This window comes from Limosilactobacillus oris (assembly GCF_025311495.1).
GTDB lineage: Bacteria > Bacillota > Bacilli > Lactobacillales > Lactobacillaceae > Limosilactobacillus > Limosilactobacillus oris_A.
In genome coordinates this window covers 1,314,026-1,339,103 of sequence record NZ_CP104398.1, presented here as the reverse complement: position 1 = coordinate 1,339,103, position 25,078 = coordinate 1,314,026, and the positions used below count along the sequence as shown (strand labels likewise).

Annotated in this window: 20 protein-coding genes, 1 pseudogene and 1 riboswitch; of the genes and pseudogenes, 13 read left to right on the top strand and 8 right to left on the bottom strand. The window is 51.7% G+C overall.

Going from position 1 to position 25,078, the window contains the following annotated elements; all coding sequences use genetic code 11:
- The first annotated feature begins 223 nt into the window (after window positions 1-223).
- A pseudogene (locus tag N4599_RS06770) lies at window positions 224-1,498 on the top strand (glutamate--cysteine ligase).
- Window positions 1,499-1,603: 105 nt separating this feature from the next.
- On the opposite strand, the gene N4599_RS06765 reads toward N4599_RS06770, so the two are convergent.
- The gene (locus tag N4599_RS06765) at window positions 1,604-2,329 is read right to left on the bottom strand and encodes a gamma-glutamyl-gamma-aminobutyrate hydrolase family protein (protein WP_260898622.1); all 726 of its coding nucleotides are present in this window, start codon (window positions 2,327-2,329) and stop codon (window positions 1,604-1,606) included.
- 155 nt (window positions 2,330-2,484) lie between these two features.
- Between N4599_RS06765 and jag the strand changes: the two genes are divergently transcribed.
- From jag to N4599_RS06725, 8 genes are all read left to right on the top strand, one after another.
- Window positions 2,485-3,288 carry an RNA-binding cell elongation regulator Jag/EloR gene (jag, locus tag N4599_RS06760; protein ID WP_062813141.1) on the top strand — a complete coding sequence of 268 codons (804 nt, stop codon included), beginning with the start codon at window positions 2,485-2,487 and terminating at the stop codon, window positions 3,286-3,288.
- 145 nt (window positions 3,289-3,433) lie between these two features.
- Complete coding sequence (gene mnmE, locus N4599_RS06755) at window positions 3,434-4,825, top strand: tRNA uridine-5-carboxymethylaminomethyl(34) synthesis GTPase MnmE (RefSeq protein WP_260898620.1); 1,392 nt, start codon at window positions 3,434-3,436, stop codon at window positions 4,823-4,825.
- 8 nt (window positions 4,826-4,833) lie between these two features.
- On the top strand, window positions 4,834-6,777 hold the full coding sequence (gene mnmG / locus N4599_RS06750; protein ID WP_062813143.1) for a tRNA uridine-5-carboxymethylaminomethyl(34) synthesis enzyme MnmG: 1,944 nt from the start codon (window positions 4,834-4,836) through the stop codon (window positions 6,775-6,777).
- A 199-nt stretch (window positions 6,778-6,976) separates the two neighbouring features.
- Entirely contained in the window at window positions 6,977-8,896 is a 1,920-nt protein-coding gene (gene asnB, locus N4599_RS06745) for an asparagine synthase (glutamine-hydrolyzing) (RefSeq protein ID WP_062813144.1), read from the top strand.
- Between the two features lie 128 nt (window positions 8,897-9,024).
- A complete protein-coding gene (locus N4599_RS06740) occupies window positions 9,025-10,575 on the top strand; it encodes a UDP-N-acetylmuramoyl-L-alanyl-D-glutamate--2,6-diaminopimelate ligase (protein ID WP_062813145.1) in 1,551 nt (516 codons plus the stop codon).
- A gap of 13 nt (window positions 10,576-10,588) precedes the next feature.
- Window positions 10,589-11,194 (top strand): signal peptidase I, encoded by a 606-nt coding sequence (gene lepB / locus N4599_RS06735; RefSeq protein WP_062813146.1) that lies wholly within the window; start codon window positions 10,589-10,591, stop codon window positions 11,192-11,194.
- Window positions 11,195-11,448: 254 nt separating this feature from the next.
- On the top strand, window positions 11,449-11,808 hold the full coding sequence (locus N4599_RS06730) for a YSIRK-type signal peptide-containing protein (RefSeq protein WP_224757993.1): 360 nt from the start codon (window positions 11,449-11,451) through the stop codon (window positions 11,806-11,808).
- Window positions 11,809-11,841: 33 nt separating this feature from the next.
- Entirely contained in the window at window positions 11,842-13,080 is a 1,239-nt protein-coding gene (locus N4599_RS06725; RefSeq protein WP_260898613.1) for an LPXTG cell wall anchor domain-containing protein, read from the top strand.
- Window positions 13,081-13,138: 58 nt separating this feature from the next.
- Here the strand turns inward: N4599_RS06725 and N4599_RS06720 are convergent, their stop codons facing one another.
- Together N4599_RS06720 and N4599_RS06715 are read right to left on the bottom strand one after the other, a co-directional pair.
- A complete protein-coding gene (locus tag N4599_RS06720) occupies window positions 13,139-14,125 on the bottom strand; it encodes an asparaginase (protein ID WP_260898612.1) in 987 nt (328 codons plus the stop codon).
- Window positions 14,126-14,532: 407 nt separating this feature from the next.
- The gene (locus N4599_RS06715; RefSeq protein WP_260898610.1) at window positions 14,533-15,456 is read right to left on the bottom strand and encodes an IS30 family transposase; all 924 of its coding nucleotides are present in this window, start codon (window positions 15,454-15,456) and stop codon (window positions 14,533-14,535) included.
- A 218-nt stretch (window positions 15,457-15,674) separates the two neighbouring features.
- Here N4599_RS06715 and N4599_RS06710 point away from each other — a divergent pair, with 218 nt between their 5' ends.
- Entirely contained in the window at window positions 15,675-16,034 is a 360-nt protein-coding gene (locus tag N4599_RS06710) for a hypothetical protein (RefSeq protein ID WP_260898608.1), read from the top strand.
- 61 nt (window positions 16,035-16,095) lie between these two features.
- Here the strand turns inward: N4599_RS06710 and asnS are convergent, their stop codons facing one another.
- The 3 genes from asnS to N4599_RS06695 form a co-directional block, all read right to left on the bottom strand.
- Window positions 16,096-17,394, bottom strand: coding sequence for an asparagine--tRNA ligase (asnS, locus tag N4599_RS06705; RefSeq protein ID WP_062813149.1), 1,299 nt, complete (start codon window positions 17,392-17,394; stop codon window positions 16,096-16,098).
- Window positions 17,395-17,419: 25 nt separating this feature from the next.
- Window positions 17,420-18,430, bottom strand: a complete 1,011-nt coding sequence (asnA, locus tag N4599_RS06700) for an aspartate--ammonia ligase (RefSeq protein WP_260898606.1) — start codon at window positions 18,428-18,430, stop codon at window positions 17,420-17,422.
- 381 nt (window positions 18,431-18,811) lie between these two features.
- Window positions 18,812-19,201: a GNAT family N-acetyltransferase gene (locus N4599_RS06695; protein ID WP_260898604.1), complete on the bottom strand. Its 390-nt coding sequence runs from the start codon at window positions 19,199-19,201 to the stop codon at window positions 18,812-18,814.
- Window positions 19,202-19,345: 144 nt separating this feature from the next.
- Here N4599_RS06695 and N4599_RS06690 point away from each other — a divergent pair, with 144 nt between their 5' ends.
- Window positions 19,346-20,014 carry a type 1 glutamine amidotransferase gene (locus N4599_RS06690; RefSeq protein WP_260898603.1) on the top strand — a complete coding sequence of 223 codons (669 nt, stop codon included), beginning with the start codon at window positions 19,346-19,348 and terminating at the stop codon, window positions 20,012-20,014.
- A 108-nt stretch (window positions 20,015-20,122) separates the two neighbouring features.
- Window positions 20,123-20,647, top strand: a complete 525-nt coding sequence (locus tag N4599_RS06685; RefSeq protein ID WP_260898602.1) for a pentapeptide repeat-containing protein — start codon at window positions 20,123-20,125, stop codon at window positions 20,645-20,647.
- A 37-nt stretch (window positions 20,648-20,684) separates the two neighbouring features.
- Here N4599_RS06685 and N4599_RS06680 read toward each other — a convergent pair whose 3' ends face one another.
- Entirely contained in the window at window positions 20,685-21,236 is a 552-nt protein-coding gene (locus N4599_RS06680; protein WP_278753418.1) for a folate family ECF transporter S component, read from the bottom strand.
- Window positions 21,237-21,291: 55 nt separating this feature from the next.
- A riboswitch (THF riboswitch) is annotated at window positions 21,292-21,387 on the bottom strand.
- Between the two features lie 222 nt (window positions 21,388-21,609).
- Between N4599_RS06680 and N4599_RS06675 the strand changes: the two genes are divergently transcribed.
- Window positions 21,610-22,383, top strand: a complete 774-nt coding sequence (locus N4599_RS06675) for an N-acetylmuramoyl-L-alanine amidase (RefSeq protein ID WP_260898599.1) — start codon at window positions 21,610-21,612, stop codon at window positions 22,381-22,383.
- A 73-nt stretch (window positions 22,384-22,456) separates the two neighbouring features.
- Here N4599_RS06675 and N4599_RS06670 read toward each other — a convergent pair whose 3' ends face one another.
- Window positions 22,457-24,991, bottom strand: coding sequence for a M1 family metallopeptidase (locus N4599_RS06670; protein WP_260898597.1), 2,535 nt, complete (start codon window positions 24,989-24,991; stop codon window positions 22,457-22,459).
- Window positions 24,992-25,078: the final 87 nt, after the last annotated feature.

The window sequence follows — 25,078 nt, the reverse complement described above, 5'->3', positions numbered from 1 at the left end:
TAATTTGAACAAGTATCAAAACTGCCACCTTGGTTATTGAACCGGGTGGCAGTCTTTTTATCAATGAACCCGACCTACCCCTTGTTAAATGAAAGCAAACACGCTATTGTATTAAAATAAAATTATATTTTTTTAATATTAAAGGGAGGCGGAGAGTATGTTCAGCTGAATTGGTCAGACCATTTATGAAAATGAAGCTGTCGCGAAAACATCAGATTTTACGGTGGGCTTAGAAATTGAAATGCAGCGGATTGACGGAAGCGGACAGTTAAGTCAGGAACCCTATCCGGCTGGAATTGGCGATGAACAGACTAACCCGTGGATCACGAACGATTTTTTGGAAACCATGTCGGAAACCGTGACCCCGTCGGCCAAGCATTCCTTGGACGCCATCCACTACTTGTACCGGCTGAATAACTGCCTCCGCTCAGCGCTGGCGCCGGGGGAGATGCTGTGGCCCCTGTCAATGCCGCCCCGCCTTCCCAAGGATAAGCGGACACTCGTCTTGGCAAAGATGGGCCCTAAGAAGGAGGCCTACCTGCAGGAATGGGCGAAACGGCACGGCTACTCGCAGGGGACACCCTGTGGAGCGCACATTAGCTTAGGAATCGACCAGCACGTGATCGAACTTGTCCTGGAGAAATTCAGCAGCCAGTTTGCGGATGAACGGACCGTCCGCAACTACTTGTATACGGTCGTTGCCCAAGGCTTCGTGCGCTATCGGTGGCTACTGACCTACCTTTTTGGCGCTAGTCCGGTAGCAGAAAAGGGGTATTTTGAAAAGGGGGCGGAGTTAGCGCGGCCGGTACGGAGCATTCGGCAGAGCCGCTACGGCTTTGGAACCAAGTTTACCAGTGACTACCGCAGCTTGGCTGCCTATGTTGACCGAATCGAAGAGGGCGTAAAACAGGGCATCTTAACGTCTGACTATGAGTTTCATGGCCCCGTACGTTTTAAGGGGCACCCCGACTTAAAGAAGCTGGCTAACAGCGGGGTTGAATACTAAGAGCTGCGAATGCTGGACCTCGATCCCAGCAGTGCGGTCGGAATTAGGACGGGCACCCTTCGCTTTGTCAGGTTATTAGCGAGTTACTTTATTATGCACCCGGCAATGCGGGAGGGGGAGGTCGAATCGCTGTTGGCCCGGGCCGACGCTATGAACATGGCAATTGCCGAGGAATCGCCAACGGCGCCCAGCCAGTATCAAAGCACCGCTCTGGCCATGATTCGGCACCTTGAACACTATGCTAGCCAGATTCAGCTGGGGCCTGAGTATCTGGAGGTCCTGGATGACCTTGAGGAACGAATCGTTAACCCGGCGAATACGCCGAGCGCGCGCCTATTAGCGTATGTCAAAGATGGTTCACTCGAAGAATATGCCCTCCGCCGGGCACGCCGCTATCAGCAAGCTGCTTTAGGAATGCTGCACCCGTTCCGGGGCTTTGAGGAGGGGCGGGTTTACACGGCGGATGAACTGCGCGCGGCCCTGGCCTGGTAAGCAAGTTCCTAACCGGCAAAGTGGTTAGTACGATACAGAAAAGCCTTCACCGTCTGGTTTTCCGGACGGTGAAGGCTTTTACGCTCTTTATAACTTGTTTTGTTTTTAACGCCGGGCCGCGGCTCGCTGGAGCAGGTCGGCAAACAGGTTTTGTGATGATGGATCATGTTTGAACATGTTCTCGGGATGCCATTGGACGGCAAGAATCTGGTCCGAGCTGACGGATTCCACGGCTTCTGGCACCTGGTCGTCGGCACTGGCCGTAACGTGCAGGCCGGGAGCGATTTGGTGAAGCGCCTGGTGGTGGCGCGAGTTAACGTAGGCGCGGCGACCAGTGAGCTTGAACAGGCGGCTTTCCGGGGCTACGTTGATGTGGTGGGAAGGAAGGTTGCCCGGGGCATCTTGGGAGTGTTTAAGGGTTTGCCGCGGGTCTTCAGACAGGTCCTGGTAGACCGAACCACCAAGGGCAATATTGATAAGCTGCATTCCCCGACAAATTCCCATGATTGCCTTGTCTGCGGCCACGGCCTCTTTAAGCAGGGCGACTTCGAACTGGTCCCGCTTTAGGTAGGTGGGCCCCAGCTTGAGGTGCGGTTCTTCATTAAAGAAGGTTGGGTCGACGTCCGCACCGCCGGCAAAGATGATTCCGTCAAAGAGGTCCAGGTAGCTGGCCGCTAGTTCGGGCGCGACGCTGGGAAAGATAACCGGAACGCCGCCGGATTTGAGCACTGCTTCGATTAACGGCCGGGGCGCAAAGGCCGAGTTACGTTCGTTAATAATATTCGTTGCCTCGGTGAGGGTGTCGGCGGGAATTGCGATTCGGGGTTGCATATGAATCCTCCTTGTTTCTAATTAAAATTTAATCAATATTATAAATTAAAATCCCGTGCGTGCAAAGAAAAATGTTGCCGGCCTCCTGACTGGTCATGGCGGAGAAAAGGGTGGTATTCTTAATATAATAACGTCAAATTCGGGAGGAACTATCAATGGTAGTTTATACGGGTAAAACAGTGAAGGAAGCAATTCAACAGGCGAGCCGGTTACTGCATCAGCCAGAAGCGGCGCTCAAGGTTGAAGTGCTTGAGCAGCCCCGCCGCGGCTTCTTGGGGATTGGTCGCCGGCCGGCCAAAATTGAGGCGACGATTAAGCCGCCAAAAGCGACGCCGGCGCCGCAACCAGTAACTCCTGCGCCAACTGCCGCTCCGGTTAAGCCAGTTGCTGATCAGGGCCGGCCAGTGTCTGCCACGGTCGTTCATCCTAACCGTCCGCTTGAGGAGGGGGATGACCAAGATCCGGCAGTGGTTAAAGCCCGGCACGAAGCTAACATTCGCCACACCCGGAACGCTGGTCAGCAGTTAATGGCTTACCTGAAAAAAGTATTTGCGGATCTGGGAATTGAAACTGACCCCCAGCTTAGCAAAGTTGGCGCCCATTCGGTCATGGTCAATATTAAAACGGCCAGTTCGGGACGGGTAATTGGGCGGCACGGTTCCCGGATCAACGCGCTGGAACAGGTCAGCGCGGCCTTTATGAACTATCATGGTGCCCCAAAGACGAGTGTAGTCTTGGACACGTCAAACTACCGGCAGCGGCGCCGGGAAGCCCTCCATCAAATTGCGGAGCGGGCGGCGACCGAAGTAGTTGCGAGTGGCAAGGCTGTTTTTCTAGATCCGATGCCAGCACGGGAGCGTAAGCAGCTGCACCACGAACTAGAAAATGATGACCACGTGCGGACCTATTCGCACGGGCGGGAACCTTACCGGAGCGTGGTTATTGCCCCGAAAAATTAGTTATTGATTGACATTTACTGGTGAAGCCCTTAGAATATGGGCGATTATAAAAATTGAGTTGTTAAAGTAGTGAAAGTGCTTTGACCATGTTAGCGGAATGCGCGGCGTGGACTAGCACTTTTTTTATTGAAAGGAGTAGAAAATAGTGGCGAATAGTGAAAATGACACCATTGCGGCGATCTCGACCCCAGTTGGCGAGGGGGGCATTTCGATTATTCGGATTAGCGGCGAGGACGCGGTGGCGGTTGCGAAGCGGCTATACCACGGCAGCAAGGACCTGGCCCAGGTTGCCAGCCATACCATTAACTATGGGCACATTGTCGACCCGGACACGGGCGCCGAAGTGGATGAGGTGATGGTTTCCGTAATGCGGGCGCCGCACACTTATACTTGTGAAGACGTGGTTGAAATTAACTGCCACGGGGGATTGCTGGCGACCAACCGGATCTTGCAGTTAGTTCTGAGCTACGGTGCCCGGATGGCGGAACCGGGTGAATTTACCAAGCGGGCTTTCCTGAATGGCCGGATTGACCTGTCACAGTCTGAAGCGGTAATGGACCTGATTCGGGCTAAGACCGACAAGTCGATGAAGGTAGCCCTGAACCAGCTGGATGGGGACCTCTCGCGGCTGATCCGTCACCTGCGGCAAGATATTTTGGATGTCCTGGCCCAGGTCGAGGTCAATATCGACTATCCAGAATACGATGCGGTCGAAGAGATGACCACCAAGATGTTAAAGGAGAAGGCGCTTGATATTCAGCAGCGGATCCAGGCCCTGTTAAAGACTGCCAAGCAGGGGAAGGTCCTCCGGGAAGGATTGGCGACGGCGATTATCGGCCGGCCCAATGTCGGCAAGTCCAGCCTGCTAAACACCCTGCTGCATGAGGATAAGGCCATTGTGACCGACGTGGCGGGAACCACCCGGGACGTGATTGAGGAGTACGTCAACGTCGATGGGGTGCCGTTGAAATTGATTGATACTGCCGGAATCCGCGACACCGACGACACGGTCGAAAAAATCGGGGTCGAACGGAGCAAGAGGGCCCTCGATGCTGCCGACTTGATTCTTCTGCTGATTGATAGCTCCGCGCCGTTGACGGCTGAGGACTGTGAACTGCTGACGGCGACCCAAGGCAAGCAGCGGATCGTTATCTTAAACAAGACCGACCTGCCGCGCCGGGTAGACCTTGATGAGCTGAAAAAGTTGACGGATGGGGATGCCCTGATTGAAACCTCGATTGTTAAGCACGAGGGGATGGACCAGCTTGGTCAGCAAATCAGCAAGATGTTCTTTAACGAAGGGATCGAAAGCAGTCAAAACAACGTGATGGTTACCAATGCCCGCCACATTGGCCTGCTCCACCAGGCGAATGCTGCGCTGAGCGATGTTTTGAAGGGAATCAATGCCGGGATGCCGGTGGACCTGGTGCAAATTGACATGACCCGGTGCTGGGACCTCCTGGGTGAAATTACCGGGGATTCGTACCAGGACGAGCTGCTTGATCAGTTGTTTAGCCAATTCTGTCTAGGAAAGTAGGGAAAATCGTGAAGTCAAGTGAATCATTGAAGACTAGCACCGCCGTTCAGTACGAGGGTGGCGACTATGACGTAATTGTTGTTGGTGCCGGACATGCCGGGAGTGAGGCCGCCCTGGCCGCTGCCCGGATGGGGAATAAGACCCTGCTGGTCACCATCAATCTGGACATGGTAGCCTTTATGCCATGTAACCCATCCGTCGGTGGCCCCGCCAAGGGAATTGTGGTCCGGGAAATTGATGCCCTGGGTGGTGAGATGGGCCATAACATTGATAAGACCTATGTTCAGATGCGAATGCTGAATACCGGGAAGGGTCCGGCAGTCCGCGCATTGCGGGCTCAGGCCGATAAGCACGCCTACCACCGTCAAATGAAGCTGACCATTGAAAATGAGCCCAACCTGACCCTCCGCCAGGGAACCGTCGACCAGTTGATTGTCGAAGATGGCGTCTGCAAGGGGGTTGTTACCAACACCGGGGCACGCTACCACGCTAAGGCGGTGGTCCTGACTGTCGGGACCGCGGCCCGGGGCAAGATTATCATTGGTGAATTGCAATACCAGTCCGGCCCGAACAATTCTAAGTCGGCGGTTAAGCTCTCCGAGAACCTGGAGGAACTGGGCTTTGACCTGGAACGGTTCAAGACCGGGACGCCACCGCGGGTCAACGGGAAGAGCATTCAATTTGACGAAACCGAGGAGCAGCCGGGAGATGCTGCCCCGCACCACTTTAGTTTTGATACTCCGGATAGTAGCTACATTGCCGTCACCGATCAGCTGGCCTGCTGGCTGACCTACACCAACGAGGGGACCCACGGAATTATCCGGGCCAATTTGGACCGGGCGCCAATGTTCTCCGGGGTCATCAAGGGGGTCGGTCCCCGTTACTGCCCGTCAATCGAGGACAAGATCGTCCGCTTTGCCGATAAGTCCCGCCACCAGGTCTTCCTGGAACCCGAGGGCCGGGATACGGACGAGTACTACCTCGACGGGATTTCCACCTCGATGCCGGAAGAAGTCCAGCAAAAGATTGTCCATTCCATTAAGGGGCTGGAAAAGGCTGAACTAATGCGGCCGGGCTACGCGATTGAATACGACGTCGTGGCGCCGTACCAGTTGCGGCCAACGTTGGAAACCAAGCTAGTTCAGAACCTCTACACGGCCGGTCAGACAAACGGGACGTCCGGGTATGAAGAGGCGGCCGGCCAGGGCTTGATCGCCGGCATCAACGCCGGCCTCCGTGCTCAGGATAAAGGGCCTTTTGTCCTTGGCCGGTCTGATGCCTACATTGGGGTCATGATTGATGACCTGGTGACTAAGGGAACTAAGGAACCTTACCGGCTGTTGACTAGCCGGGCCGAATACCGGCTGATTCTGCGTCATGATAATGCCGACTTCCGCTTGATGGAGAAGGGCCACGCGGTGGGCTTAGTTTCCGACGAGCGCCTGGCTAAGATGGAAGCTAAGAAGGCCGCCGTGGCTGCGGAAATCAAGCGCCTGGAAACCATCAAGTTCAAGCCAAGTGACGAAGCGGTCAACGACTTTATCGAAGAGCACGGTGATAACCGTCTCAAGGATGCTATTTCCGCGGCGGACCTGATCAAGCGGCCGTACGTGGACTACCAAACATTGACCCGGTTTATCCCAGCCCCGGCCGAAGAATTGGACCGCCACGTGATTGAACAGGTGGAAATCCAGCTCAAGTACGCTGGCTACATCAAAAAAGAAGAGCAGAAGGTTGACCGGATGAAGCGGATGGAAGCCAAGCGGATTCCGGACAGCATTGACTACAACGACATTGACGGCCTGGCAACCGAGGGGCGGCAAAAGCTGGAGAAAATCCGTCCGGCGACCCTAGCCCAGGCTTCCCGGATTTCCGGGGTTAACCCGGCCGACCTGGCAATTCTGAGTGTTTATATTCGACAAGGGAAATTTTCCAAGGCTGACCGACAATGATTTCCCGGGAAATATTAAGCAGCGGCGACGGGAAAAGAAATTATTTCCGGTCGCCCCTTTTTCAATCCGGGGAAAATAAAAGGATTGCTTAAACTTAGGCAATATCCAATTATTAAGCGCCCGAGTATGATATAATTTAGGTTCAAGTTTTGATCTGAAGAAAATAGCAAATTCTGAATGAAAGAAGAGGAACATTGCAATGTGTGGAATTGTTGCGTTTGTTGATAACGAGAAACCACAATTAAAGGACACCTTAATCAAGAAGATGAAGGACCGGATCATCCACCGGGGCCCGGACGACGAGGGCCAGTACGTGGATGATAACGTGGCCCTGGGGTTCCGCCGGCTGAGTTTTGTGGATGTTAAGTCTGGGAATCAGCCCATCTTTAATGAAGATCAGTCCAAGCTTATTGAGTTTAACGGGGAAATCTATAACTTTGAAGAACTCCGCGGCGAGCTGATTGAAAAGGGGCATACCTTTACTACCCACGCCGATACGGAAGTTATCCTGCACGGTTATGAAGAGTGGGGCAAGGACGTCCTGCAGAAGCTGCGGGGAATGTTTGCCTTCATCATTTGGGATACCAAGACCAAGGAAATGTTTGGCGCCCGGGACCATTTCGGAATCAAGCCTCTCTACTATGCCCAGATGAATGGGACCTTCTTTGTTGGTTCTGAAATCAAGGCCTTTCTGGATCACCCGAACTTCGAGATGGAGCTGAATAAGCGGGCCCTGAAGTCCTACATGACTTTCCAGTATAACGTGACCCAGGAAACCTTCTTCAAGGGAGTTTACCGCTTGCCGGAAGCCCACTACTTTACCTACAAGGACGGCAAGTTTACGATGGAGCAGTACTGGGACGAAGACTTTGACCCAACGGATGAGAGCTTCGACCAGGCCGTTGATAACATCGACAACGTGGTTAAAAATTCTGTCAAGGCCCACACCTTCGCGGATAAGGGCATCAAGGTCGGCTCTTTCCTGTCGGCCGGGGTTGACTCCAGTCTGGTAACTGCTTTGATGCGGCCAAATAACACCTTCTCCATTGGTTTTGACAGCGGCTACGACGAGACCAAGCAGGCCCGTGAATTGGCGGCTAAGTTGGACTTAAAGAACACCGATAAGCTGCTGACCGATGAAGAAGCGTTCAAGACCTTCCCGTTAATCCAGTACTACCTGGACGAACCGGACTCCAACCCGTCTGTGGTGCCGCTTTACTTCCTGAATAAGCTGGCGAAGGATAACGGCTACAAGGCCCTGCTTTCCGGTGAAGGGGCGGACGAACTGTTTGCGGGCTACACGGCCTATGGCTTTAACACCAAGGTCAAGTTTATCCGCTGGGTGACTGAACAACTCAAGAAGCTACCGAAGGACCAGCGCTATAAGTTGGGAAAGTGGCTGGAAGGCAAGCACTTCCACGGTTCTGAGCACCTCTACCGCAACCTGGCCCCGGCCCGGGATACCTTTATCGGCCAGGCCTACATCTTTAGTCCGGCAGAGGCCAATGAATACTTGAAGCCAGAATACCAGGATGGCCCGTCCATCACTGACCTGCTGAAGCCGCTCTACGACAAGTGTGACGAGAAGAAGCCGGAAATGAACGAGGTTGCCAAGAAGCAGTACGTTGACTTGCACCGTTTCATGCCAGGGGATATTTGCTTAAAGGCGGATAAGATGAGTATGGCAAACTCCGTGGAAATTCGGGTTCCGCTCCTGGATAAGGAAGTTATGAAGGTGGCTGAAACCACGCCGACGAAGTACCTCTTCAACGATAAGGGGACTAAGTGGGCCTTCCGGATGGCGGCCAACCGGCACCTGCCAGAAGAATGGGCAACCCGGCCAAAACTGGGCTTCCCGACCCCTGTTCGAGAATGGCTTCGGGAAGAGAAGTACTACAAGGAAGTACGGAACTTGTTTGCACAAGACTTCGTGAAGGAGTTTTTCGACCAGGACAAGCTCCTGCAATTGGCTGATGACAACTTTGCTGGCAAGGTCGATGGCCGGCGGAAGATCTGGACGGTCTATACTTTCCTGGTTTGGTACAAGCTCTACTTCATCGATAACTTCAAGCTGGATGAAAGCAACATCGATAAGGCCAAGGTAAGTGCCGAGGCGTAATAGACAAGAGGGAGGTGGCGAGCGGTCATCTTCCTCTTTTTATTTTATTTGCTTCAAGAATTCACTTTTACCATAAAAAATGAAATAATAGAGTTTTAAGAGAGAAAAATAAGAGGGGTCAATAACACATGGAATTGCATGTCACGCCTGCACTAACGTTATTGCGCGAGCACCATTTATTGGATCATACCAAAAATTTAACTGACTTTACCGCGACGAGTGTTGCTTATGATTCGCGAAAGGTCACTGCGGGGACTTTGTTCTTTTGCAAGGGCAACTTTTTGCCGAAATACCTAACGATGGCAAAGGAACAGGGTGCCGTGGCCTACGTGGCGGAGCAGGAATACTCGGAAGGCGGGGACCTGCCGGCGATTATCGTCAAAGATGAGCAAAAAGCGATGGCGCTGCTCGGGGCGGCTTTTTACGGTTTCCCCCAAGATGAGCTGACGATTATTGCCATCACCGGAACGAAGGGAAAGACCACTACCGCTTATATGGCTGATCACATTTTGGGGCGGGCAACTGACCATCACGTGGCCCTCTTTTCGACCCTCGACCGGGTGCTGGGGAACGGCCCGGACGACCACTTTAAGTCTGACTTGACCACGCCAGAGTCGCTTGATCTCTTTCATGATATGCGGGCAGCGGTCGATAACGGGATGACCCACCTGGTGATGGAGGTTTCCTCACAGGCATACAAGAAGTACCGGACCTATGGTCTGCACTTCGATATCGGTATTTTCTTAAACATTAGTCCTGACCATATTGGCCGCAACGAACACCCGACCTTTGCGGACTACCTCCACTGTAAGGAGCAGCTGCTGGTCAACTCCAGGGTTTGTCTAATCAATGCCGAAACGGCCGACCTGGCGGATGTATATTACACGGCCAAGGCAACGACGCAGCCAGAGGATATCTACTTATTTGCCCGGCACGGGGCGCAGGTCCAACTGCCGGAAGGGGCTGCAATCGACTTCGAATACCGGAATGACTTGGAAGACCTGCACGAAAGCGAGTTTGAACTTGCTGCCTGCACCTCCAAGGCCGAACGGTTGGGCCTCCAGCGGCGTTATAAGACCAGTGTCCCTGGTGACTATAACGAGGGGAATGCCGTCGCGGCGATTATTTCAACGGCCCTAGCGGGGGCAACCGCGGAAGATGCCGCTGCAACGCTGGACCATGTTCATATCAAGGGCCGGATGGAGATGCAAAAAACCCGCCAGCACGGGACGATTTACATTGACTATGCCCATAACTATGCCAGCTTGAAACGGCTCCTGGCCTTCTTGAAGCGGCAGACGGCGGCTGGTAAGGTGACCGTCGTGCTGGGGGCAACCGGTGACAAGGGAATTTCCCGTCGGCAGGGCTTCGGGAAAGCATTGTCGGAGGAACATCCGGACCAGATTATCCTTACGACAGACGATCCCGGATTTGAGGACCCAATGAAAATTGCCCAGGAAATAAATTCGCATATTGACCATGACCAAGTTGGGGAAATCCAGTACATTATGGACCGGCCAACGGCAATCAAGGCGGCAATTGACAGTAGCAGTAATGGTGATATTGTGGTGTTAGCTGGGAAGGGCGAGGATCCTTACCAGAAGATCAACGGTGTCGACACGCCGTACGCAACTGACAGCAAGATTGCCGCAGACTATATCCACGAAATTGAAGATTAAGTGAGGCGGAAGTATGAAAGCATTTCGGGAAACAATGAGTTGGATTGTCCCAATTGCCATTGGGCTATTGATTGCACTGCTGATCAAGCAGTTTGTCTTTCAAATCGTCCGGGTCGATGGGCCATCCATGGAACCAAACCTGGTGAATAACGAACGGGTCTTTTGCCTAAAGACGGCAAAAATTCACCACGGCAGCGTCGTGGTATTTGACGCCAACGGGGTGGACCCGCAGGTTGCCCAGAAGACGGATTACGTCAAGCGGGTGATCGGAATGCCGGGTGATAAGGTGCAGTCCAAGAACGGGAACATCTACGTCAATGGCAAGAAGATTAACCAGAACTACATCAGCATGGACCAGCGGAAAGCCGGGACTGGTGACTGGACACTCAAAAGTATTTCTGTGCAAAATAGCTGGCTCAAGCATAACGGAACCACCACGGTCCCAAAGGGCGAATACTTCGTTCTGGGAGACCACCGGAGCGTTTCCAATGACGGCCGCTACTGGGGCTTTGTGCCGAAGAGCAAGATCGATGGGGTCGTGAAGGTGCCATCATGGTCCGGAACCAAGACAACCCGGCAGAACGTCAACAAAGAGTGGCAGCACTTTTACGCAAACTGAGTAAATTAACAGCCGGTAGGTGAACCAGAGAATGATTTACCTGCCGGCGCTTAGTTTTAAAAGAGCGCTTATTTTGATGAAGCAACTGATAGCGAAATAACTCTTTACAAAAAAGTTAGCTATCAAGTGATTTTAAATGATTATTTTGATACAAAGTGAGGTATTATTTAAGGGTAGGAGTATGAAAAATACATTCTAAATATAAGGGGAGAATAATAACGGTAGGTCACAATCATGGGGGAGTATCATCAAATTTGTCAATCCATAAGCCAATCGATGTTAAAAAATTAACGTTGGGCGTGGCCTCAGTTGCTTTAGGGACCACTTTTATTTTGGCTAATAGTACGATTGCCCACGCTGATGATGCAAATCCAAATCAAGGGTCGAGCGATAACTCAGCCATCGTTACGAATGGTGATGCCAACCAGGGGACGGCGGTTAATTTACCGGCATCCCAGTCGGATGATGATAGTGATCACACTGGCGAACCAAGCGTTCCTGAAGAAAACCTTGACCCAGCAATTGTTCCAATCTCGACCGTCGTTGGTCAGGAGCCGGCAGCAGACTCGGCAATCACGCCAATGAGTGAAATGCAAAGGGAAAACGATTATTAAGCGAGTTGGAAGTAGGCGCCAGACGTTTCTAAAGTGGGGACCACGACGGGAATTGTTAACGTTCAATATACTGACTTTGAGGGTCAGGCTATTAATAAGGACTTTACAGTTCCAGTCAACGTGTTCGCGAAGGAAAGCGACTACGCCACAATTTATGGTGATCCAGCTTCGATTCCGGCCAGTGACCGGGTTCAAACGGTGATCCGCTTTTACGACCTCACCACGGGCAAGGTTGTCGAAACTGATATTATCTACATGAAGCGTGGCGATGATGACCAGCAGATTGCAACATCCGATACTATTCAATATTTAGAAGAAAACTACGCGCGCTATGCAGAACCTGGGCTCACCGGACGCTTAGGTTACGAGATGGTAGATAGTGGGGGCCTAAACAGTCTTGATTACACGTCCAACAATGTAGTGACGGTGCTAATTAAGCCTAGTCAGGACACACAGAAGCCGTACATCACTGATCCAAATGACAATCAATATCTACGTTATGATATTGAGAATGGTAACCTGGATCCGGCAATTTTCATCGGCAATATCGGCACCTTGCCGGAAGGAACCACCGTTAAGTGGCTAGTGGCGCCACAGTGGGACTTGACGAAGGATGACCGGGGAATGTACGAAAATCCGTACCCAACCAACAAGGACGATATTGCAATTGAGGTCGACATTCCTGGCAAGGCACCGGTTATTTTGAAAAATCAAGAATTGAGAGAAGTCTGCCCGATTGCCTCCGTGGATGATAATTCGCCAATTTTTAAGAGCAGTTTGACGACTTACGTGGGTGAAACGCCGGATGCCCAAAGCACGGTTGTTAAATACACCTCGGATGATCCTGACACGCCAGAAACCTTTGCCTGGACGATAAAACCAAACGTGACCTGGCCGGGATATAGCTACGCTTGGTTGAACTTTAACGGGTCGCAGTGGTTCCCGGTACTGGTGCATGTACTTGCTAAACCAGCACCGCAACCAGATCCTGTACAGCCGACTGATCCAACCACGCCGACGCAACCTAGTCAGCCAGAAGTGCCCGCACAACCGGGACAACCTGACCAGCAACCGGTGGCAGGACGGTCAGTAAGTCAACCACAAGGGCAGCCGCAGCTTGCTAACCAGAGTGTTCAAGTGTCACACCAGCAGGCAGCTCCTGCTCAACAGTTGCCGCAAACTGGGAACGATCATGCTGCCGGTACCTTAGCTGGCCTGGGCTTGGTATCGCTCTTAGGAATGTTTGGACTAAAGAAGCGCAAAGTTGATTAATTAAAAGTTAAAGCATAAAAGCGGCCCTGACGGCAATTTGTCAGAGTCGCTTTGTTGTTTATAGCGTTACCTCACCGGCCACATCGGTGTTAAAGAACTTACTGATGGCAGCGATGTCCATCCCCTGGCCGAGGCCCCACATCAGCTTAGTAATTGCACATTCTGAAGTCATATCATGGGCGGAAATTGCCCCTTCCAGCAGCGCCTGTTGGCCAACTTCGTACTTCGTCAGGTCGCTCCGCTCGTACAGGCACTGACTGGCCGCAATGACCGGGATACCCTTTCGAATCAGTTTGCCGACCGCGGCCACCAGGTTGCGGCGGATAAAGGTCATCCCGCCGAGACCGTATGCTTCAATCACGATACCATGACAACCATTATCGGCCATTGCGTGCAGCAGGGTCGGGTCGAATCCTGGGAAGAGCTTGACCAGTGAAACGTTGGTGTCAATGGTGGTGTTTAAACGGCACTCACCGTGACTGACCGGCTGGGACTGGAGGATTTGGAAACCATCGGAAGTGACTTGGGCAATCAGCGGGAAGTTAACGCTCTCGAAGGCGTCAAAGGAAGTAGTCCGCACCTTGACGCTCCGGCAACCGCGCATTACCTTTCGATTGAAGGCCAGGTAGATACCCGGCGCACAGTCCAGCGCGGCGGTAAAGGCGAGGTTGAGGTTATCAGGGGCGTCACTGAGTGGAATATTCATCGGCACCTGACTCCCAGTCAGGACGACCGGAAGGTTAATGTTTTCCAGCATAAAAGTCAGCATGGAGGCCGTATAGGCCATCGTATCTGTTCCATGTGAAACAACAATCCCGTCGTAATCATTGCGGGCATGGTAAATTTCCTGGGCAATCAGGGTCCACTCCTCCGGCTGAATGTTCGAGGAATCCATCTCTAAAATGTCCTTGACCGTTACGTCGAAGGGGAGGGTGCCAAGGGTCTTTAGCAGCTCGGCACCCGACTCGCCCGGTCGCAGGCCATCATCCGAAGCGACGGAGGCGATGGTCCCTCCAGTGGTTAGCAGCAGTAATTTCTTTATCATCAATGTCACCAGCTTTCAATTCTGCTTTTATTTTAGTAAGCATTGATAGTAAAAACAAGATGGTGGATGAAAGCATTGTCTGATTGACCAAGGTGCAGAGGGAGAAGCCGTTACCTACAACACCACTTTGGTCAAGAATACTACCACCTGCTGAGTGGTCAGGATGATCTGAATTTGGAATAGAAAAACGCCGGCAACCGCACAGATGAGCGTGGTTGCCGGCGAGGAGGTTTATTTGACCCGTTCAATTTAGGTTGGCACCGGTATGATTTCAAGAATTTTTGAAAAGGGGCAAGTCTCTTGAGATGGGAGACGGGCGGACGGCGATTTTCCTTAATACCAAGGGGCTGAGGGATTAACTCGGTCTCTTTACTATATGGCAGATTGCAATAAATAAATTGAACACTTCATCGAAACATTTTTCGCATAAAGACTTCAATGGGTGATCGCCAGTTGAGACATTTAAGTGGCCGTGAGTTTAAGTCCCAGTTAATTTGAATTAGTTCCTGATCACTAATCTCTTCGATTGGCTTGCCTTTAGGAATAAAGCGACGCAGAACTCGATTACGGTTCTCATTACTACCACGTTCATGTGGCGAATAAGCATGGGCAAAGTAAAGATTAATACCGGTCTGTTCTTCAACTTCACGATAGTTGGCGAATTCTTTACTATGGTCAACCGTGATGGTCTTAAGCTTTGGTCCCAATTGTTTAGCTAGTTCCAGTATGGCTAACGTCATTGCTTGACTACTACGACTTTCAAGACGTTTAACAATCGTTAATCTACTTTGCCGTTCGACAAAAGTGGCCACCGCTTGTCCTCTTCGTTTACCAGATAGAACAGTGTCAGCTTCAAAGTGACCAAACGTTTTACGAGTCTTAACTTCCTGTGGACGTTCTTCAATTGAACGGCCATGACTAAATGTTCCCCGAGTTTCTTTCGCCCGATGACGACGAATACCGCTGTCAGGAAGATCAGATAATTGAATGTCAAGTAAGTCCTGGTCAATCCAGTTATAAATGGTCTTATAGGCAATGCCAACCATGTGAGCAACCTGTTCAGGTGACCACTTCTGAATTTTAATTTTGTCTTCGATCAAGCGTTTTAGATTAGCAGTCAGCACATATTTACGTCCACGTAACTTAAGCTTTGTCTCATGATCCTGTTGAGATCGCTTAGCATTATAAGGTAAAGGGAGACGATGTAATTCATTGAAAATCGTCGTTTTACTGAAGCCCAGATAATCTGCAATATAGCGAAGAGAACGATGCTCATAAAGTAAAGTTTCAATGACAATGCGGTCAGCAAATGATAAAATAGTGGTGCCCATAAAGGTCCTTCTTTCTAATGGAATGTTGTGGTAACACCATTAAAGACCTTTATGGGTTTTCTTGTCCACTTAAATGTTCAACTTATATTTTACAATCTGCCATATTTAAAGGTGAAAATGCGCCAGCGCAGTAGATAGCTGGCAGGTCAAACGCTGATAAATCAGTATTTGACCAACCCCAAATAGGCTTGCTGCGCGGCATAGCTATCCTTGCGGAGGTGGGGCTACGAACTAGCCAAGCTAGTTCTGCCCCACTCTCGAAAGACTTGCGCAACTTCCTCGATTATGTGGATAATAGGGATGTAGAGAACGATGAGTATGTTGATGAGTTGAAGGATTACATCCACAATCTAAGCAAGAACACGGAATGGAGGAACGAATACTTGGACAACCAGACTCATATGATGTTCCACGACGAGGACGTTCGTGAAGAGGGAATCGCTGCTGGTAAAATGGAAGCTATTCGGGGCATGATTGCCTTGATGCGCAATAATGGCATTGCTGAGGAAAAACTAAAGCCGCAAATTCAGACCCAGTTTGACCTAACCGATGCCCAGATGCAGGAACTGTTTAAGTAAGCCCAAACAAAAACTCCGCCCAGCGCTAAAATTGCGCCTGGCGGAGTTTGTTTACTTTAAATTATGGGTTCAGCCGGTTCAGCATCCGTGGGAATGGAATGTTTTCCCGAATGTGGTCTTGCAGGGTTACCCATGACAGGAACCGTTCGAGACCCATCCCGAAACCAGAGTGCGGGACGGAACCGTACTTGCGGAGGTCATCGTACCAGCCGTAGTTTTCCTTGGACAGGCCGTTTTCTTCCAACTTGCTGGTGATGTAGTCGTAGTCGTAGGACCGTTCAGAACCCCCGATAATTTCACCGTAGCCTTCGGGAGCCAACAGGTCGGCACAGATGACTTGCCGGTCGTCCTCAGGGTCAGTTGGCATGTAGAAGGCCTTGATTTCCTTTGGGTAGTTCTTGATGAAGACTGGCTTTTGGAATTGGTCGGCCAGGTAGGTTTCTTCTGGTGAACCAAAGTCGTCGCCGTACTTGACGTCCAGACCACCCTTTTGCAGCATCTCGATGGCTTCCTTGTAGGTAATCCGTGGGTATGGCAGTTCGGTGAACGGCTTCAGACTTTCCACGCTCCGGCCAACCATTTCCAATTCAAGCGGACAATTGTCAATCAGGTCCTGGATCAGGTAGGCCACGTATTGCTCTTGGATTTCTTCACTTTCTTCTTCGTGGCACCAAGCCATTTCTGGTTCGATCATCCAGAATTCCATCAGGTGCCGCCGGGTCTTGGACTTTTCAGCTCGGAAAGTTGGGCCCATCGTATAAATTCGACCCAAGGCCATCGCACCGGCTTCCCCATAGAGCTGACCTGATTGTGACAGGTAGGCGCTGCGGTCAAAGTAGTCGGTTTCGAACAGTTCGGTTGTCCCTTCTGGCGCACTCCCGGTCAGAATTGGGGCGTCAAACTGGGTGAAACCGTGCTTGTTGAAGAATTCCATCGTCGCTAGCTTAACCCGACTCCGGATCCGCATCAGAGCCCATGGCTTGCGAGAGCGCAGCCACAGGTGGCGGTGATCGAGCAGGAAGTCAATCCCGTGTTCCTTGTTACCGATTGGGTATTCATCGCTGGTGCCCACAACATCGATATCCGTGATATGGATTTCGTAACCAAACTTGGATCGCTTGTCTTCAGCGATTTCCCCGGTAACATAGAAACTGGTTTCCTGGTGCAGGTCGTGCTTTGCCAGTTCAAATGTTTCTTCGTCCACGTCGTTCTTCCGGATAATCCCCTGGAAGAAGCCGGTGCCGTCCCGTAGTTGCAGGAAGGCAATCTTTCCGCTGGACCGCTTATCAGTTAACCAAACGCCAATGCGAACCGTTTCACCCACGTGCTGTGGGGATTGACTGATCGTAATTGTTTCCATCAAAAACTCACTCCTCAAAACTTAACTACAGAATCTGAATATGTGCCTGAGCGCACTTGTCGAGCATCTCTTGGGGCCAAACGCTGGCTTGCACTTCGCCGATATGCGCCTTGCCCAGCAAAAGCATACATAACCGGGATTGACCGATCCCCCCACCGATGGAGTACGGTAATTCGCCGTTCAATAGCATCTGGTGGAATGGCAGTTTTGCCCGGTCTTCTTCGCCAGCCTTCTTAAGCTGTTCCCGCATCGACTCTTCGCTGACCCGGATCCCCATGCTGGAGATTTCGAGCTTGCATTGCAGCGGCTCGTACCAGAAAATGATGTCGCCGTTGAGTTGCCAGTCGTCGTAGTCGGGGGCCCGGCCATCGTGCGGCTTGCCGCTCCGCTTGAGCTTATCACCAATCTTCATTACGAAGACGGCACCAAGTTCCTTAGCAATTTTATCTTCCCGCTCCATCGGGGTCAAGTCTGGCCAGCGGTCTTCCAGTTCCTGGGTAGTGACGAAGTGGATTTCGTCCGGCAGGTGGTAGACGGCTTGCGGGAACTTGTACCAAACTTCGTGTTCCATGTGTTTGATGACCTTGAAGATGGTCCGCACGGTGTCCTTTAGTGTTTCCTCGGTTCGTTCGTCCTTGGCAATGACCTTTTCCCAGTCCCACTGATCGACGTAGATGGAGTGGAAGTTGTCAAGATCTTCGTCCTTCCGAATGGCGTTCATGTTGGTGTAGAGGCCTTCGTGCATCCCGAAACCGTACTTCTTGAGTGCCATCCGTTTCCACTTTGCTAGCGAGTGGACAACTTCGATCGTTTCGCCCGGCAGGCCCTTCATGGTAAAGGAAACCGGCTTTTCTACCCCGTTCAAGTTGTCGTTGAGCCCGGTGCTCTGTTCGACAAACATTGGGGCGGACATCCGTTGCAGGTTCATCTGGTCACCAAATTCATCTTGGAAGGTTTCCCGAATGTAGCGGATTGCTGCTTCGGTATCCCGGATCGAAAGTCGTGGGTCGTAGTCTTTAGGAATAATTAACGTCATAATCAACACTCCTTTAATAAGTCCGGGGATAAATAAAAAGCCCTTCGTCCCCTTAGTAAAATCGAAGGGACGAAAGGCTTTATTCCGCGGTGCCACCCAAGTTGCCTAGGAATACGGGATTCCTAGACCGCTTTTTCGAACGCAATCACGTTCTACCGGTGTGGTAACGTACCGGGGACGGCTGAGTCTACTTTAGTCTGGCGACTATTTGGGTCAGCGGCACTGCGAGAAAGTGTTTTTCGCACGTCCAGGGTCGGCCAGTCTCGCACTATCACCAGCTCACTTAACGAATGCGGCGTCTTACTCGTCTTTCTCATCGCTTTTGAAATCTTTAATGATATTCTAACCTGTTTTTTAGAAATTGCAAGAACTTTTTGCAAATTATTCTGGGGCGGTCCAGGTCATGTGGACATTCGTCGCGTCCTGCTGACTGGTGACAAAGCCGTGCCGGTGGTAAAAAGCAACTGCTCGCTGGTTTTGGGGATAGGCGTCCAGGGTTAGCTGCTGGTAATAACCTTGGACGAAGGCTAATAGCTTGCTGCCGATGCCTTGCTGGCGATACTTGCTCGCCACGAACAGGCCGATAAAGCCAGCAATGGTGTCGTTGGTGGCAATGTAGCAGTAAACCTCGGCGTCTTGAATCGCGGCCCGCACCGCTGGCAGTTGCTCTTGCCAATATTGCCTGCCAACAAAAGAGTGGGCATCGAGGTTGCTGCTCAGCCAGATTTCCATGATGGCGTTGAGGTCAGCTGGTTTCATTTTCCTAATCATTTCCGAACACTCCCTTCGCTACCAGATACTGGAACGCAAAGCGGACTATTTTCATCATAACGGGAACGTGTTAGAATAACGACAACTTTGGGTACTTGCAGGCGATACCTAGACCAACATTGCCGCCGATGGAAAGGATTAATTATGCGGATTAATGTTCTTCAACACACCCCTAACGAGGGACCGGGAGCAATTCAAGCCTGGGCAGACGAGCGGGAACACGAGTTCTATGTCTACCATCCCTACCAGTTCGGCAGCCTGCCGACTGCTGAGAAGACGGACTTGCTGGTTGTCCTCGGCGGCCCAATGAGCCCTAATGACGACCTGCCCTGGATTAAGCAGGAGCGGGTGCTAATCAAACAGCTGCTGGCCCAGCACAAGCCGATCTTCGGTGCCTGCTACGGTGCCCAACAAATTGCCAAGACCCTTGGCTACCAGATTGGCAAAGCGCCGCACAAGGAAGTTGGGTGGGCACCGGTTTACCGGCAATCGACGGCGGTTCCTGGGATCCCAGAGAAGTTGGATGCCCTCCATTGGCACGAAGAAATGTTTGAGGTGCCCTATGAAGCTCAGTTGCTCTTCTCCAGTGATTTGGTAAAGAACCAGGGCTTCCTCCTGGGCGACAACGTGATTGGTCTGCAATTCCACTTCGAACCGTTGGCTGATAACGTCCGTGAGATGGCGGTCAACGACGACCAGTACCCCCTCGAACACAATGACCTTCACCAGACACCGCAGGAAATTATCGACCACGGTGTCCCGGCAGAGAACAAGCGGGTGATGTTTAGCCTGTTAGATTTTATTACAAAGTAGACCATAACGCCCTCCAGCGATAGTGATGCTGGAGGGCGTTTTTATAATCAGAGAGGAGCAACGGCCGCGAATTTTCAAGACTGTTTTTCCATGGGATGGCCTGGTAGAATGCAGACAGAATTTAGTAGGAAAGTAGTGTTATCCGTGGTAAAAACTTATGAAGACCAAGAATTTAACCAGGTGACCCAGGGGGCAACTGAGCTGAGCGACCTGAAATTTGTCGATTGTCAGTTTAACAACTGCCGCTTTGAGGACCTGACCCTCACCAACGTGCAACTTCAGGAGTGTTCTTTTAGACACTGCACGATAGCGAACGTCACCACGACTTTTTCGGCGGGCCGCAACCTGCAGTTTGAACAGTGCAACCTGATTGGAATCAGCTGGGGCGAACTGGTCATTGATAAGTATTCGCTGGTGATTGACCGGTTAACCAACAGCCTCCTCAAGTATAATAACTTTATCGGGATGGAGCTGCCTAATTTCAGTTTTACAACAAACGAGATTTTGAATTCCAACTTTGAGGACTGTAATTTGCAGAAGGCGCAGTTTAATGGTTGCGAATTGGCGGACACGCAATTTATCAGTGATGACTTGCGGCGGGCCGACTTCACCGCGGATATTAAAATTAAATAAAGGAGTTGCGGCAAAAACTTGCTACAACTCCTTTTTATTAACGGTCTAAATGTAGATTTAAGCGGGACAACTGCCGCAGAATAATCAGCACCAGGATGGCTTCCAGCGGCCAAGAAATAACTTCCTTGGGCACCCGGATGGCCAGCAGGGCGGTAAATGTCCGACCGGTGCTGGACGAGCTGAGGCTCATCAGGTAGACCCACAGCGTCGTGAAGAAAACGTTGGTTACCAGGATCTGGACGAATTCGTAGATAAAGACGCGCTGCCAGGTAACCTTTTGCTGGTAGAGAAAGAGACCAGCAATCACGCCGGAAACGAAGGCGGAAAAGGTGAAACCGGGGAAGAACATACTGCCGGTATTCAGAATGGTGTTACTGATCAAATCGTTAACGACCATTGCCATTCCGCCAATCCATGGTCCAAGGTAGTAACCGATCAGGGCCGTCGCGATAAAGCCGAAGCTGAATTTGAGGACAGCTGGATCACCGACTGATAACTTACCGAGGATAATTTTCAGGGCTACCAGGAGGGCAGCCAGGGTCAAATGCCGCGTAGTAAGGCGGGGACCTGAAAATGATAGGATTGACATCATCAATACACTCCCTAGAAAATTTTATTTTGTTAGGGAACCATCGACGTTTGTCCGTGGTGAATGCGGAAAACCAAAGCAGCCAAGCGGCCTCCTTCCAGCGTTCACATTCCGTTCCGCTGGACAATAACTCTGGAGTTCCTACCCCAACAATCGGTAGTATACGATTAACCCGGATAATAAGCAATAGTTTTGTTTTGATTTAACGTTAAACCTGAACAATTAGCCTAATGACAATGTTCGTCCTTAGACTGTGAACAAATTCACGTGGCTTAAAGAAAGTGATAAGAAGTGCCAAAGTTATTACAAACGGACGGCGACGTTATAGAATAGAGAAATTGAACTCAACGAGCAAATCAGGAAGGGGGAAAATATGATGCAGAAAAAACGGGCAAGACTGCTTGCAGTCGTAACGGCCGTGGCCCTCGGCGTGCTGCTTATCACGACCCAATTCGATCAGCAGGTTCATTATGTTAATCCAGGCACACTTAACCATCATTTTTTCTGGCGTCGGGGATGGTACTACGACGGCACTGACTGGGTATACGTACGGGGCGGTCGCAAGGTAACCGGTAGCCAGAAAATTAACGGCGTCCAGTACCACTTCCGGGCGGACGGGCGGCAAATTTTGCCTTACCAGGTCAGTCGGCAATACGAGTTGACAAGCAGTCAGGGCAGCAACCAGCGGGCAACGCCAAAGTATATCATTTTACATGACGTTGGCAGCCGGGCGACCGGCCAGCAGGCAGCTAGTTTTATGCAGCGGACCGCGAACAGTAACCAGGCCTACACGAACTTTATTGTCGGAAATGGCGGCACCGTCTACCTGATGAAAGAGCCGGGGACCGTTTCCTGGGGTGCTGGAACGACGGTCAACCAGAACGCCCCGGTCCAAATTGAACTCGGTCAAACCAGCAATGCGGCAACCTTTCGCCGGGACTACCAGGCTTACGTTGCCCTAGCGCGGGATATGGCCGGTAAGTATAACATCCCGCTGACCCTCGACCAGGGCGGTGCTGGCGCCAAGGGGATCAAGAGTCACCGCTGGGTTAGTCAGCATATCTGGGGCGACCACCAGGATCCCTATGAATACCTCGCGCGTTTTGGGGTAACCAAGCAGGAATTAGTTGATGACTTAGCAGGATAAATGAAAAATGAAGCGTCCAATGTTCTATTTTAAGCATTGAACGCTTCATTTAATTTTATAAGCAGTAATTTGCTTAAATTGCCTTAGCAACCGCGGCATTAACTGCTGCTTGTTCTTTTTCAACCAGGGCGACCTTGCTCTCGATGATCCGGATGTCCATCTTGATTTCCCGGGTCAGACCAGGGGTGTCAATCTTCGGTTCAAAGAATTCCTTGAATTCGGCGAGGCGGGCCGGGGTGTGGAAGATTCCAGCGGAAACGGTGATGAAGCTGGCAAACTCCATGTCACCACCGACCGTGTCCTCTAGCCACTGCCAGTCTTCACGGAGCCACGACCAAGCAGCTTCCTGACCGGCGTTGTTCGCCAGAACACCACGGTACCAGGCACGGAGGTCCTGCGGCTTGATGACGTTGGCGTCCTTGTAGTGACCGATGATCGTCTTAATCAGTTCTGGGTCGGTCGTGGTTGGGATTGCCATCCGCAGGTCAGCCTTGTAGCTTGGGTCGGTCGTCTGCTGGTAGGCGGTCAGCAACTGGTCAAAGAGATCGTGGCTACCGAAGTTCTGGACCTCATTTTTCAGAATCAGGCCCCGCACATCCGCGGACAGGCTGACGAGCTGGTCCTGATTGTCGATGAAAATCTGGTGGGCCGCTTTAATGGCTTCCTCGTTGTGGGCGTAGAGGGCCGCGTTGAGGACGTATGGCCGGGTCAGCTGGTCATCGTTGCTTTCGCCGTCCTTTGGTAGCCAGCCGAGTCGGGCCACCTGACCCTGGCTGAGCAGGTTAAAGAAGCGTTTGAGCTGCTTTTCTTCTGCTGAGCCTGGCGTTACGAACATCTTGAGGCTGTTGGCGATGTGGTAGAGTTCAGAGTTGACGATGGCGGACTGGGAATCTGCAAAGTGGGCCAGAAGTGGTAGCAGGGCGGCGTAGGAGATTTGCTGTCCCTCGGCAAGCAGGCGCAAATCCTGAAGTAATTGTCGCTGGCTGATGGCGTCCAGCTGATCAGCGTGGTCCAGAATGTCTTGGAGGAGCTGGTCATCGTACTTGACGATAAAGTGGGAGTTGTTGCCAAGATTGAGACGGAATGGTTCGCCGGCGGTCTCCCGCAAGTCTTGGTAATCGCCTAGGACAACTTCTTGATCGACCATGATCTGTGGAGCGGCCGGGTAGTTGCTGTTGAGCGGAATTTGCCAGGTCCGGCCGGTATCCTGACCGTCGCCGATAAAGAATTGTTGTTGGCTAAGTACGAGTTGCCCCTGGTCATTTACGGTCGCCGTGACGACAGGGTAGCCGGGCTGTTCAAGCCAGGAGTGCATAATCTGGCCGATGTTTAGGCCGGAAGCGTCGCCAAGGGCTTGCCAGAGGTCATTTCCGGCGGCATTATTGTATTGGTGGGCGGCGAAGTAGTTCTTCAAACCTTCCCGCAGTGCTTTATCACCAAGGAGCGCCCGCATCATCACTAGCATCCGCGATCCCTTAGCGTACACGATTGCCGGGTCGAAAATGGAGTCGATCTCGGCCGGATTGTTAACATCGACGTGGACTGGTTGAACACCGTCCGTGGCGTCTCGTTGCAGAGCCATTGGGGCTTCAGAAGTTTGGAATAGTTCCCAAATCTTCCATTCGGGGTGAATGGCGTCAACGGCGACGTATTCCATCATGTTGGCAAAGCTCTCGTTGAGCCAGAGGTCGTCCCACCACTTCATCGTAACCAGGTCACCAAACCACTGGTGGGCCAGTTCGTGGGTGATGACGGTGGCGACCAGCTGCTTCATGTCAAGCGAGGTGTTGTCGGGGTCAAGCAGGAGGTAGGCTTCCCGGTAGGTTACCAACCCCCAGTTCTCCATCGCCCCAGCCGAAAAGTCGGGCAGGGCTAGTTGCCAGGAGTGCGGCAGCGGGTACGGGGTTTGGTAGAAGTCCTCGTAGAATTCGATTGCCCGCTTGGCAATGTCTAAGGCAAAGTCGAGTTCCTTTGGCTGGTGGGCCTTGGTTGCAAAGACGCCGACCCGGACACCAGACTTAGTTGTGGTCAGCTTGCTTTGGAGTTCACCAAAGGCAAAGGCAACCAGGTAGGTCGACATTCGGACGGTTTCGTCGAAGTAGTGAACGCCGTTTTCCACGTGATTCTCCGGCATGTTGGCAATGATCGTTTCGCCAGGGTGTTCATCGAATTTGATTGCCAGGCTGAAGGTCGCTTTAGCAGCGGGTTCATCGACGGACGGGAAGGCCTGGCGAGCGGCGGTAGTTTCAAATTGGGTGCCGATGACCTGCTTCTGTTCGCCGTTGACTTCGTAGTAGGATGGGTAGATCCCCATCATGGTATCGATCAATGAGGCCGTGTAGTCGACGCTTAGTTTGACGTCGCCGGCTGCCGGAAGGGTGATTTCGACCGCTTCTTCATCGTCTTTGACGGTAAAAGGTACCGGTTGCTGGTCCACTGTGACCGCGGTGATGTGGAGGTACTTTTGATTTAATTTGATTACGGGTTGGCTAGCGTGACCATTAATGGTCGTGTTTCCCGCAATGGTCTTTTTCGCCCGGTTGATGTCGAGGTAGACATCGTAATGGTCGGGCTGGAAAAGGTCATAGAGTCGTGTGTTTTCTGCCATAAGATTATTCCCTTCTTTTGTCTAAGATAGGTTTATTATACCGCGTTGGGGATGGATTCCGCTGGCCCTAAGACTTGAAAATGAAAA